Source organism: Grimontia indica (assembly GCF_000333895.2).
Taxonomy (GTDB): Bacteria; Pseudomonadota; Gammaproteobacteria; order Enterobacterales; family Vibrionaceae; genus Enterovibrio; species Enterovibrio indicus.
In genome coordinates this window covers 42,120-54,840 of sequence record NZ_ANFM02000025.1, presented here as the reverse complement: position 1 = coordinate 54,840, position 12,721 = coordinate 42,120, and the positions used below count along the sequence as shown (strand labels likewise).

The following is a 12,721-nucleotide window of genomic DNA, read 5'->3' as shown; positions in this document are numbered from 1 at the left end:
CCTTCCCTTACAGGTTTTTGATGTTTTCTGCTTCCAGCTCTTGGAAGTACTTAACCGTCTTCACTTTCAGCTCAGCAGTTGATGGCTCATCACATACCATCAGCGCTTTAGGATGCAGTTGCAGCGCAGATACAGTCCACAGGTGGTTTACTGAACCTTCAACAGCTGCTTGCAGTGCCAGTGACTTATTGTGACCGGTGATCAGAATCATTACTTCTTCAGCGTCTAGCAGCGTACCAACACCGATCGTCAGCGCGTGCTTAGGTACCTGGTTGATATCGTTATCGAAGAAGCGCGAGTTTGCAATGCGCGTGTCTTCAGTCAGTGTCTTGATACGGGTGCGTGAAGACAAAGAAGACGCAGGCTCGTTAAATGCGATGTGACCGTCGTTACCAACGCCACCCATAAACAGATTAATTTTGCCGTAAGATTTGATCTTATCTTCGTAGCGCTTGCACTCAGCGTAGTGATCTTCAGCGTTACCGTTCAGCAAGTTGATGTTTTCTTCTTGAATATCAATGTGGTTGAAGAAGTTGTTGTACATGAAGCTGCGGTATGACTCTGGATGGTCAGCTGGGATGCCACAGTACTCGTCCATGTTGAAAGTCACAACGTGTTTGAAGCTTACTTCGCCCTGCTTATGAAGATTAATCAGTTGCTTATAAGTGTTCAGAGGGGTGCCACCGGTTGGCAGGCCAAGAACAAACGGACGATCCTCGGTTGGGGCAAATTTGTTAATTGTATCAACGATATGACGTGCTGACCAAAGGCCTACTTCATGTGCTGTTTGTAGCGGGATAAGTCTCACGGGACACCTCTCAGTTAATTCAAATTCTGACTATACATGATAGTGGATTTGTATCTTAGTTTTCATCATAAAATAAGTTTTATGAGCGTGCTAGCAAAAAACCCGATCTTGTAGTGTTTTGAGTGACGATAATCACAATTGCATCCGTTTTAATTTGCGGGGCGAAATTAATGGAATAAACTCCTCCTGACTCACATTGGATAGTAAAAAAAGTCCCATGTTGTCATTACACATCTGAGAAAGAACCACTATAGGGGGAACAAAGGTGAATATTCTCGGTTATTTCCAAAAAGTAGGTAAAGCGCTGATGGTGCCAGTCGCCACGCTTCCTGCTGCTGCAATTCTGATGGGTGTTGGTTACTGGATTGACCCGAATGGCTGGGGTGCGAACAGCGCACTGGCAGCATTCTTGATCAAAGCGGGCGCCGCAATCATCGATAACATGTCTGTACTGTTCGCGGTTGGTGTTGCGTACGGTATGTCTAAAGATAAAGATGGTGCAGCTGCACTGTCAGGCTTCGTTGGTTTCCTCGTTGTGACCACGCTGCTGTCTCCAGGTGCGGTTGCGCAAATTCAGGGCATCGACCCAAGCGCAGTGCCTGCAGCATTCGGTAAGATCAACAACCAGTTTGTAGGTATCTTGGTTGGTATCGTATCTGCTGAGCTGTACAACCGTTTCTCACACGTTGAACTGCACAAAGCACTGGCATTCTTCTCTGGTAAGCGTCTTGTACCTATCCTGACCTCTTTTGCTGGTATCTTCATCGCGTTCATCCTGATGTACGTATGGCCAACCGTATACGGCGGTCTGGTAAGCTTCGGTGAAGGTATTCAAGGTATGGGCGAGCTGGGTGCGGGTGTATACGCGTTCTTCAACCGTCTTCTGATCCCTGTTGGTCTGCACCACGCTCTGAACTCAGTATTCTGGTTCGACGTTGCCGGTATTAACGACATCCCTAACTTCCTGGGCGGTGCTAAGTCTATCGCTGAAGGTACTGGTGTTGTAGGTGTGACTGGTATGTACCAGGCGGGCTTCTTCCCAATCATGATGTTCGGTCTGCCAGGTGCGGCACTGGCTATCTACCACTGTGCGAAGCCAGAAAACAAAGAGAAAGTTGCATCTATCATGCTGGCTGCTGCTTTCGCATCTTTCTTCACCGGTGTAACTGAGCCTCTGGAATTCTCATTCATGTTCCTGGCACCTGGTCTGTACGTACTGCACGCACTGCTGACTGGTATCTCTGTATACATCGCAGCATCTATGCAGTGGATTGCGGGCTTCGGCTTCTCTGCAGGTCTGGTGGATATGGTTCTGTCTACCCGTAACCCACTGGCGGTTAACTGGTACATGCTGATTGCTCAAGGTCTGGTGTTCTCGGTTATTTACTACACCGTATTCCGTGCAGCTATCCTGAAGTTCAACCTGGCAACTCCAGGTCGTGAGGAAGACGACGAAACTTCTTCAGACGTTCAAGGTTCAGCAGAAACTGGTGTTCTGGCTCGTCAATACCTGAAAGCACTGGGTGGTCACGACAACCTGACTAACATCGATGCATGTATTACTCGTCTGCGCCTGACTGTTAAAGACGGCAGCCAAATCGACGAGAAAACACTGAAAGCACTGGGTGCGATGGGTGTTGTTAAACTGGGTACCAACAACCTTCAGGTTATTCTGGGCCCACTGGCAGAAATCGTTGCTGGCGAAATGAAAAAAGTCGGCACTACTGAAGACCTGTCTGACGTAAAACTGCCTTAATAAAAAATACTGACTAAACAGTCAACATAGCCGGCCTCTAACGGGGTCGGCTTTTTTTGGGCCTTTTTTAAGGCTATTCGTAGGGAAAATGAACAATGAACAAAACATTTAAGATGGGTATCTTGTCTGTTGCGATTGCTTCAGGTCTGGCTGGTTGCAGTTCTCTGCAGTCAGACGCAGCGCAACAAGGAAAGGTTGATGCACTGGCTTCTCAGCTGAATATCAGCTATGACGTGGAGACAAACCACGGTGCACAGGAAGGCATGGCATGTCAGGATATGGGCGCTGAGTGGGCGTCTTGTAACAAGATCCTGATGACTGTGGTTAACGACGGTGAAGCGATTTCCGGCAACGACTGGAAAATATACTTGCACAGCATTCGTGTCATTCTGGATGTTGAGAACAAAGATTTCGCGATTGAACACATCACCGGTGACCTTTATGTGATGACTCCAACGGCGTCTTTTGATGGCTTTGCTGCTGGCGAAACCATTGAGATCCCTCTAATTCAAGAGTACTGGACGCTGTTTGAAACTGACTTTATGCCTCGTGCATACGTGACAGCAGGTAATGCTATTCCTAAAGCGATTGCTTCGCTGAACACAGAAAACGTCGATGCTTACGTGGCAGAGATCGAAGGCAAGAACTGGAAGCGCACGCCGGAAGATAACAACGTGCTGGCGACTGCAGCTTCGCGTTATGCGAAAAACAGCGATGTCGCTGCACTGGCAGAAGGTGCAATTGAAGCCTCTATCATTCCAACACCTCTGAAAACCAAGCAAATGCGTGGCGCGCTGCACATTGCCTCAGGCTTCGCAGTAACCAACAACGCATTGGACGCTGACCAACTGGCAGCATTCGAAGCGCGTGCTGAGCTTCTGGGTGTGAATCTTGAGGGTGACATCGCGCTGAACATCAATGTTGATGCGAAAGCGTTTGAAGGCAAAGAAGCAGTATCAGGCGCATACAAACTGGCAGTGAATGCGGGTGGTGTTGAAGTGCTGGGCTTCGACAGTGTGGGTGCATTCTACGGTCTGCAATCTATGCTGGCGCTGATGGACAACGGTGACGACGAGATGCTGCCTTGGGTAGCGATTGAAGATGCACCTCGCTTTGAATACCGCGGTGTGATGGTAGATGTTGCGCGTAACTTCCACTCGAAGGAAGCGATGTTGCGCACTATCGATCAAATGGCGGCATACAAGCTGAACAAGCTACATCTTCACCTGACGGATGATGAAGGCTGGCGTTTGGAAATTCCGGGCCTCCCTGAGCTGACTGACGTAGGCGCAAACCGCTGCCACGACCTGAGCGAAACCTCATGTCTTCTGCCACAGTTGGGTTCAGGCCCAAGCACTGACAACTTTGGTTCTGGCTACTTCTCGAAAGCGGATTACATGGAAATTCTGCGTCATGCGAAAGCACGCGGTATTGAAGTGATCCCAGAAATCGACATGCCTGCGCACTCACGTGCGGCCGTGGTTTCTATGGAAGCGCGTTACCAGAAATATGCAGAGCAGGGTGATCTGGCGAAAGCAGAAGAATTCCGTCTGATGGATCCGCTAGATACGTCTAACGTAACCACGGTTCAGTTCTACGATAAGCGCAGCTTCATCAACCCATGTATGGACTCGTCCATGAACTTCGTGAACAAAGTGATCACTGAAGTAAAAGCGATGCATGACGCTGTTGGTATGCCGCTGAATACTTGGCATTTCGGTGGTGACGAAGCGAAGAACATCAAACTGAACGCAGGCTTCCAAGATAACAACGCAACTGATCAGGTGGCGTGGAAAGGCAATATTGACCTGAGCCAGCAAGACAAGCCATTCGCTAAGTCTCCAATGTGCCAGAAGTTGATCGAAGAAGGTGTAGTGTCTGATTTTGGTCACCTACCAAGCTTCTTTGCGGAGAAAGTAAGTGGCGCAGTTGCTGAGCAAGGCATTGAGAACTTCCAGGCATGGCAAGACGGCCTGAAGTATTCAAAAGATGCTTCAGCGTTCAAAACCGAAAACACCCGTGTGAACTTCTGGGATGTGCTTTACTGGGGCGGTGATGCATCTGCATACGACTGGGCTGCGAAAGGTTACGACCTGATCGTCTCTAACCCGGACTACGTGTACATGGATATGCCATACGAAGTAGACCCGAAAGAACGTGGTTACTACTGGGCAACCCGTGCAACTGACACTCGCAAGATGTTTGGGTTTGCGCCAGAGAACCTGCCTCAGAACGCAGAAACGTCTGTGGATCGCGATGGCAATGGATTCAATGGTAAAGGTACCGTTGAACACAACGAAGGCTTCCACGGTCTATCTGCACAACTTTGGAGTGAAACCGTTCGTACTGATGAGCAATACGAATACATGGTATTCCCTCGTGTGATTGCCGCCGCTGAGCGTGCATGGCACAAAGCAGACTGGGAATTGGATTACCAAGTGGGTAAGCAATTCAACCAAGAGACTTCTCACGTTAATAAAGATGCGCAACTGGAAGACTGGACACGCTTCGCCAATGTGATGGGTCAGCGCGAAATGGCGAAACTGGATGCGTCAGGTATCAACTACCGTATTCCTGTTCCAGGCGCCATCATGCAAGACGGCAAACTGCACATGAACATCAGCATGCCGGGTCTGCCAATGCAATACTCTGTAGATGGTGGTCAATCTTGGATGGACTACGTCGCTCCGGTAGCTCTTGACAACAATGCTAACGTAGAAGTGCGTGCATTGAGTGCAGATAAACAACGCGAAGGTCGCGCTGTTTCTCTGTAATTTCCCCCTTAAAGCATCAAAGCCCGCACTTCGCGGGCTTTTTTTTGTTCAAATGGCGTGAGAGCGTTCAGTAGTGGTTGAGTAAATAGCCACGATCGGGGATTATTGGGCGTTATTTAAAGTCTATTCAACCAAGGCGCTGAACGACAGCATCTCAAGTTCGCCTGGGTATAAGATCTGGATCTTCCAACGAGGTATTTTTTGATGAGTGAGTCTGAGGCTCGTCCAACTAACTTTATCCGTCAAATCATTGATAAAGATTTGTCAGGTGGTGTTCACAACACTGTTCACACGCGTTTCCCGCCAGAGCCAAATGGCTATCTGCACATCGGTCACGCAAAGTCGATCTGTCTGAACTTTGGTATCGCCCAAGATTACCAGGGTCAGTGCAACCTGCGTTTTGACGATACCAACCCAGAGAAAGAAGACATCGAGTTCGTTGAGTCTATCAAGAACGATGTAAACTGGCTGGGCTTCCAATGGGATGGTGAAGTTTGTTATTCGTCTGACTACTTCGACCGTCTCCACGGGTATGCGGTAGAACTGATCGAAAAAGGTTTGGCTTATGTTGAAGAACTGAGCCCTGATGAGATCCGCGAATACCGTGGCACCCTGAAGGAAGCAGGCAAACACAGTCCATACCGCGATCGCACTGTGGAAGAAAATCTGGCGCTGTTCGAAAAAATGAAGAACGGCGAATTTGCTGAAGGCAAAGCCTGTCTGCGTGCAAAAATTGATATGGCTTCACCATTTATGGTGATGCGTGATCCAGTGCTCTATCGCGTACGTTTTGCACACCATCACCAGACCGATGATAAGTGGTGCATTTACCCAATGTACGACTTCACACACTGTATTTCAGATGCGATTGAAGGCATTACTCACTCACTGTGTACGCTGGAATTCCAGGACAACCGCCGTCTGTACGACTGGGTTCTGGAGAACATCACTATTGAGTGTCAGCCACGTCAGTATGAGTTCAGCCGTCTGAACTTGGAATACACTGTGATGTCAAAGCGTAAGCTTAGCCAACTGGTCAGTGAAAACCTGGTTAATGGTTGGGATGATCCACGTATGCCGACCATTTCTGGCCTGCGTCGTCGCGGTTACACGCCTGCATCAATTCGTGAGTTCTGTAAGCGTATTGGTGTCACTAAGCAAGACAACACCATTGAGATGAGCTCACTGGAGTCTTGCGTGCGTGATGACCTGAACGAAAACGCACCTCGTGCGATGGCAGTGCTTGACCCAATCAAACTGGTTATCGAGAACTACGCAGAGGGTGAAATCGAAACGCTGAATGCAGCTAACCACCCGAACAAACCAGAAATGGGCGAGCGTGAAATCCCATTCAGCCGCGAAATCTGGATTGAAGCTGAAGACTTCCGCGAAGAAGCGAACAAGAAGTACAAGCGTCTGGTGCTGGGTAAAGAAGTGCGTCTTCGTAACGCATACGTCGTGAAAGCTGAACGCTGTGACAAAGATGCTGATGGCAAGATCACTACGGTGTACTGCACCTATGATCCAGAGACACTGGGTAAAGACCCGGCAGATGGCCGTAAAGTAAAAGGTGTTATCCACTGGGTATCTGCAGATGCGGGTGTTGAAGCGGAAATCCGCTTGTATGACCGCCTGTTCACTGTGCCAAACCCTGGCGCAGCTGATGACTTTGCAGCGACCATTAACCCTGAGTCACTGACTGTGGTTCGTGGCTACGTGGAGCCAAGCCTGAAAGCTGCAGAAGCTGAGCAGGGCTACCAGTTCGAGCGTATGGGTTACTTCTGCGCAGATCGCAAAGACAGCAAAGAAGGTGCGTTGGTATTCAACCGCACGGTCGGTCTTCGTGATACCTGGGCGAAAATTGGCGACTAACGAGCTTAAAAACAAAAAACCGGAGCTTAGCTCCGGTTTTTTTTTTGCCCGTTTATCGACGATGTTAAACGTCGTGAATGCTTGGGTCGTCTTTGCAGCCATCTTTCGTGCAATGGCCATAAAGATACAGACTATGGTTTGTGAGTCTGATGTTGAACTGATTGGCGATATCTTTCTGGCGCTGCTCGATGACATCATCAGTAAATTCGATAACGCGGCCACAGTCCAGACAGACTAAATGATCGTGATGGTGTTGTGTCGCCAGTTCAAAAACCGATTTGCCACCTTCAAAGTGGTGACGGGTAACAATTCCGGCATCGTCAAACTGGTTAAGCACGCGATACACGGTAGCAAGTCCAATTTCTTCGCCGATATCGATAAGCTTTTTGTAGAGATCTTCAGCGCTGATGTGCTGGCAGTCCGGCTCTTGCAGTACTTCTAAGATCTTCAATCGAGGCAGCGTTACTTTCAGTCCTGCGTCTTTTAGTGCCTTGTTATTATCTGACATCCGGTTCTTTCCTACGTAATTGCTTTTTTCCCTGTGTGAGAGAACGGGAAAATTGATGGTTAGCGTAACAAATGTGATAAGACGTCGCCAGTGCAAAGGGGCAAATATCTGACCTAATTGGTTGGTTTTGCGGCTTGTTGTCGCATTGCAAAACTGGCAGTATTGACTGGTATGACCAGAAAAGGAATTCCTGTGTACAAATACTATAAACCCGGCATTGTGAAATTCGCCTTGAACTGTTGGCCTCCATTCTGGGGTGCGGGTATTAAGATCCTGAATATTAGCGAAGATTTCCGCCACGTTAAGATTCGTTTGAAACTTCGCTGGTGGAACAAAAACGCCAATCGAACCCAGTATGGCGGCAGCATTTTTTCAATGACTGATCCTACTTATGCCCTCATGTTGATGGGGATTCTGGGAGAAAAATACTTCGTCTGGGACAAAGAAGCCGATATCAATTTTATCAAACCAGGTACCACAGATTTGTTCGCGGAATTTTTGATTTCTGAAGAGACAATAACGTCTATTCAGCAGGCAACGGCTAACGGAGACAAAGTCTTTCCAGAATTTATCGTGAATGTGCAAGATGCCAATGGGGAAGTAGTGAGTCGGGTGCGCCGCGTGCTGTATGTGCGGAAAAAGCCAAAGTACCGCGAGAAAAGCCCAACATAGGTGGTTCCAATAGATATAAAAAAACGCGCTCTTGGCGCGTTTTTTGTGCTTGCTTAGCCTTCCAGCTCAGCCAGACACATTTCCTCGTAGACTTGGTTAACCCATTTTTCTACGCGGGAAGAAGTCAGTTCCGGTTGGCGATCTTCATCAACACACAGGCCAACAAAGTTGTTGTCATCAACCAGCGCTTTAGATGCCTCGAACTCGTAACCTTCCGTCGGCCAGTGACCAATAATGGTGCCGCCTTTGGTTTCTACGATGTCACGGATGGTACCCATCGCGTCACAGAAGTATTCTGCGTAGTCTTCCTGATCACCACAGCCAAAGATAGCAACTAGTTTGGTAGAGAAATCGATCTGCTCAAGCTCTGGGAAGAAATCGTCCCAGTCGCATTGCGCTTCGCCGTAGTACCAGGTTGGGATGCCAAGCAGAAGCAGATCGAAGTTATTGATGTCTTCTTTGCTGCTCTTTGCAATGTCCTGAACGTGGACCATGTGCTTGCCCAGTTGTTTTTGAATCATCTTGGCGATAGCTTCAGTGTTACCTGTATCGCTACCAAAGAAGAGACCTACGCTCGCCATAATAGAGAATACCTATTTATTGTTAATCGAGCCGTAATATACACAGCCCAGAATCTAAAGTGTAGAAGAAGGCTTCGCCTTCTTGCCGTTGTAATCTTTGTAAGGTGCCATAATGGCAGGCTTAAATGCCTACGCCTTCCCAGAAAAGCTGGATCACGCCTTTGGTGATAAAGCCTGCGCACCCAAGGAAAAGTACCAGCCACACAATTCTGCGGCCAAAAGGTGGGACTTTTCCTTCATTGAGCACATCCTTGATTGCCATGCCAATGAAAAAGAAGATACCTGCAAACAGCAGATCAAGACCTATCTTCTCGAGCAATTCGAAGTGCTCGTATAGCATTCCCGCCTCCGTTCGGAACCCATTTTCGCCGCGCACTATAGCACAAGTAAGACTGGTCTGTTAACGCTCTGAGTTTGTTAAAAAGCGAGTGATCACACGCGCTACTGTGTCCGGTTTTTCTGCGTGCAACCAATGCCCGGTGTTGGCAATGACGTGTGCCTTGGCTCGGGGGAACTGACGCTCAATATCTTCGCGATGTTCGGCGGAAATATAGTCCGAGTTCGCACCTTTCAAAAACAAGGTATCACCCTCGAAGATCGCGTGTTCTTGCCAGCCAGTAATGTCGGCATAACGAGCTTCAAGTGTGGAAACGTTAAAACGCCAATCAAAAGTGCCGTCTTCCGTTTTAGCAAGAGATTTCAAGAGAAACTGACGAACGCCGGGCTCAACAATATGTTCAGCAAGTGTTGCTTCTGCTTCTTTTCGGCTCAGAATGGGCTGCGCCATACTCGCATTCAAGCCAGCCAACACTGAATCATGGCGACGGACTTTGTACTCAACGGGCGCAATGTCCATCACGACCAAATCTTCCAGATAATCCGGGTGTAGCTGCGCAAGCATCATGGCGACTTTGCCACCCATGGAGTGACCGACAACAGTGACTTTCTCTAGCTTCTGCTGATCAAGAAATTCTTTCACTGCGGTGGCTTGGGATACATAGTCAACGCTTTCAGAGCGCGGAGACTGGCCATGATTGGGTAAATCAATTTGATAGACCTGATAATGTTTAGCCAATACTTTTGCTAATCCGCCGAGGTTGTCCAAACTGCCAAACAGACCATGGATCAACAGTAGAGGCTTGCCTTCGCCCTGGATCTTAAAGTTCAGTTGCACTGCGTGTTTCCCGTAAAGTTCGTTGTTGAGCCTAGTATAACGATCCTGATGATGACTCAAAACCTTACCTCGATCACGAAGAGAGTTATTCTCACTGAAACCAGCATCTTGAGGTGGCTCGGGTACCCCTAACTCTGTATAATCGCAGCGTTGAATTGTAAACAGGACACGATGATCAAACGATGAAGACAATTGAGGTTGATGAAGAGCTATACCGGTACATTGCCAGCCAGACCCAGCACATTGGTGAAAGTGCATCGGACATTCTGCGCAGACTGCTGATGGCACCGCAGGTGGAGCAACAACCCGTTGCAACGTTGACAGCGACCCCAGAGAAAAAGGGTATTGTGGTCAGTAAAGATGCGGGCAAAAGTGACACCGTTGATCGTGTAAAAGAAATGCGCTCCCTGTTGATCTCAGATGAATTCGCGGCGCAAGAGAAAGCCATCGGTCGTTTTATGCTGGTGCTTTCCACTTTGTACCGTATTGATAACCAAGCGTTTGCCGAAGCAACGGCGCTGAAAGGACGCACGCGTGTTTACTTCGCGGATAACGAGCAGACTTTGCTCGAGAGCGGTAAAACGACCAAGCCGAAACACATTCCGGAAACGCCATTTTGGGTTATCACCAATACCAACACAGGCCGCAAGCGCCAGATGGTTGAGCAGTTGATGACCAAAATGAATTTCTCCAACGACATCACTGAAAAAGTGGTAGGCGAGATCTAATCGCGCAACGTTTGGTGTAAGAAGAACATAACGATGAAGAGGCCTTGTCACTGACGGGCCTCTCACTATATCTAGACCTGTTGGGCGTTTAGTGCGGTGGTTATGCTGCCTCTCAACAGGTAACGTCAGAATTTTTTGTAAGGATGCGAGTAATGGCTAGCCATGAACGCGCTGGACAGCGAGCCCAGCAACAAGACCTCCATAATATTCCGATGCTGGTGTCGAACTATTTCCAATTGACACCAGATGCAGCGAATCCCGCCCACAAAGTAGAGTTCGGTACCTCTGGTCACCGCGGTTGCGCGGACAAAGTGACTTTTAACCAGCACCACATTTTAGCTATTGCTCAGGCAGTAGCAGAAGTACGAGCAGAGAAAGGTGTAACCGGTCCACTATTTGTGGGTAAAGACACCCATGCGCTGTCAGAGCCAGCGTTCTGTTCCGTTGTAGAAGTGCTGGTGGCAAATGGCGTGAGTGTGATTGCACAGAAAGAGGGCGGCTACACACCGACACCAGGCATCTCTCACGCGATCCTGACGCACAATCTGCAAAACGACCATAAAGCGGATGGCATTGTGATTACGCCTTCGCACAACCCACCTCAAGATGGTGGCATCAAATACAATCCGACACACGGTGGTCCCGCGGAAGGAGATTTGACCAAAGCTATTGAACAGCGAGCCAATGCGCTGATTGCTGAAGGCTTGGCGGGTGTTCGCCGTATGACTTTTGCTGAAGCGGTGGCGAGCGATCTGTTTGTTGAAGCGGATCTGGTCATGCCATATGTGCAGGATTTAGCCTCTGTGGTTGATATGGATGCCATCAAAAAAGCGGGTCTTCGTATCGGTGTCGATCCATTAGGTGGTTCGGGTATTGATTACTGGAAAGCGATCGCCGAGCACTTTGGTTTGGACATCACACTGGTTAACGACGATGTGGATCCGTCGTTCCGTTTTATGTCGCTTGATAAAGATGGAGTGATCCGTATGGATTGTTCATCACCATCAGCGATGGCGGGTCTTCTCGCCTACAAAGACCAGTATGACCTGGCGTTCGGTAATGACCCTGATTTTGACCGTCATGGCATTGTCACGCCAGCCGGTCTGATGAATCCGAACCACTATCTTGCTGTTTGTATCGATTACCTATATCAGCATCGTCCACAGTGGGGCGCAGAAGTCGGTGTAGGTAAGACGCTGGTATCCAGTGCAATCATCGATAAAGTGGTGGCTAACCTTGGCCGAAAATTGTGTGAAGTACCGGTAGGCTTCAAGTGGTTTGTTGATGGCTTGTATTCAGGTGACATCGGCTTTGGTGGCGAAGAAAGTGCAGGAGCATCTTTCCTGCGTATGGACGGCACAGCTTGGGCGACGGATAAAGACGGTATTCTGCTTTGCCTTCTGGCGGCGGAGATTACCGCGGTGACAGGTAAGAACCCACAGCAGTACTATGACGAACTCGCGGCGAAGTTTGGTGCTTCCAGCTATGCGCGTTTGCAAGCTCCTGCAAACGGTGAGCAAAAAGCGGTGTTAAGCAAACTTTCTGCGGAAATGGTTACCGCTGAAACCTTGGCCGGTGACACGATCACAGCGAAACTGACTCATGCGCCGGGCAATGGTCAGGCGATTGGTGGTCTTAAGGTGACAACTGAGTTTGGTTGGTTTGCCGCGCGTCCATCCGGCACAGAAGATATTTACAAAATTTACTGTGAAAGCTTTAAAGGCGAAGAGCACCTTGCGCTGATCCAGAAAGAAGCACAAAGCATCGTGAGCGATGTATTTAAGGCTGCCGGGCTTTAATACTCCTCAGCGAAGTAAAAATTGAAAAACCACCGCATGGCGGTGGTTT

Annotated in this window: 11 protein-coding genes; 6 read left to right on the top strand and 5 right to left on the bottom strand. The window is 48.7% G+C overall.

Features of this window, described 5'->3' with window-relative positions:
• Nucleotides 1-7 precede the first annotated feature (7 nt).
• A complete protein-coding gene (nagB, locus tag D515_RS14500) occupies nucleotides 8-808 on the bottom strand; it encodes a glucosamine-6-phosphate deaminase (RefSeq protein WP_002539584.1) in 801 nt (266 codons plus the stop codon).
• Nucleotides 809-1,073: 265 nt separating this feature from the next.
• On the opposite strand from nagB, the gene nagE reads away from it, so the two are divergent.
• The 3 genes from nagE (at nucleotide 1,074) to glnS (ending at nucleotide 7,210) form a co-directional block, all read left to right on the top strand.
• Entirely contained in the window at nucleotides 1,074-2,564 is a 1,491-nt protein-coding gene (gene nagE / locus D515_RS14495; RefSeq protein ID WP_002539582.1) for an N-acetylglucosamine-specific PTS transporter subunit IIBC, read from the top strand.
• A 95-nt stretch (nucleotides 2,565-2,659) separates the two neighbouring features.
• Nucleotides 2,660-5,338, top strand: a complete 2,679-nt coding sequence (locus D515_RS14490) for a beta-N-acetylhexosaminidase (protein WP_002539581.1) — start codon at nucleotides 2,660-2,662, stop codon at nucleotides 5,336-5,338.
• A 204-nt stretch (nucleotides 5,339-5,542) separates the two neighbouring features.
• On the top strand, nucleotides 5,543-7,210 hold the full coding sequence (gene glnS / locus D515_RS14485) for a glutamine--tRNA ligase (protein ID WP_002539580.1): 1,668 nt from the start codon (nucleotides 5,543-5,545) through the stop codon (nucleotides 7,208-7,210).
• Between the two features lie 64 nt (nucleotides 7,211-7,274).
• On the opposite strand, the gene fur is transcribed toward glnS, so the two are convergent.
• Nucleotides 7,275-7,718, bottom strand: coding sequence for a ferric iron uptake transcriptional regulator (gene fur / locus D515_RS14480; RefSeq protein WP_002539579.1), 444 nt, complete (start codon nucleotides 7,716-7,718; stop codon nucleotides 7,275-7,277).
• Between the two features lie 192 nt (nucleotides 7,719-7,910).
• On the opposite strand from fur, the gene D515_RS14475 reads away from it, so the two are divergent.
• The gene (locus D515_RS14475) at nucleotides 7,911-8,390 is read left to right on the top strand and encodes a DUF4442 domain-containing protein (protein WP_002539578.1); all 480 of its coding nucleotides are present in this window, start codon (nucleotides 7,911-7,913) and stop codon (nucleotides 8,388-8,390) included.
• 53 nt (nucleotides 8,391-8,443) lie between these two features.
• Here the strand turns inward: D515_RS14475 and fldA are convergent, their stop codons facing one another.
• The 3 genes from fldA to D515_RS14460 form a co-directional block, all read right to left on the bottom strand.
• Nucleotides 8,444-8,971, bottom strand: a complete 528-nt coding sequence (fldA, locus tag D515_RS14470; protein WP_002539577.1) for a flavodoxin FldA — start codon at nucleotides 8,969-8,971, stop codon at nucleotides 8,444-8,446.
• 121 nt (nucleotides 8,972-9,092) lie between these two features.
• A complete protein-coding gene (locus D515_RS14465) occupies nucleotides 9,093-9,311 on the bottom strand; it encodes a DUF2788 domain-containing protein (protein ID WP_002539576.1) in 219 nt (72 codons plus the stop codon).
• Between the two features lie 60 nt (nucleotides 9,312-9,371).
• Entirely contained in the window at nucleotides 9,372-10,145 is a 774-nt protein-coding gene (locus D515_RS14460) for an alpha/beta fold hydrolase (protein ID WP_002539575.1), read from the bottom strand.
• 182 nt (nucleotides 10,146-10,327) lie between these two features.
• On the opposite strand from D515_RS14460, the gene seqA reads away from it, so the two are divergent.
• Both seqA and pgm read left to right on the top strand, forming a co-directional pair.
• The gene (gene seqA / locus D515_RS14455; protein ID WP_002539574.1) at nucleotides 10,328-10,873 is read left to right on the top strand and encodes a replication initiation negative regulator SeqA; all 546 of its coding nucleotides are present in this window, start codon (nucleotides 10,328-10,330) and stop codon (nucleotides 10,871-10,873) included.
• Nucleotides 10,874-11,025: 152 nt separating this feature from the next.
• Nucleotides 11,026-12,672, top strand: coding sequence for a phosphoglucomutase (alpha-D-glucose-1,6-bisphosphate-dependent) (gene pgm, locus D515_RS14450; RefSeq protein WP_002539573.1), 1,647 nt, complete (start codon nucleotides 11,026-11,028; stop codon nucleotides 12,670-12,672).
• Nucleotides 12,673-12,721 lie beyond the last annotated feature (49 nt).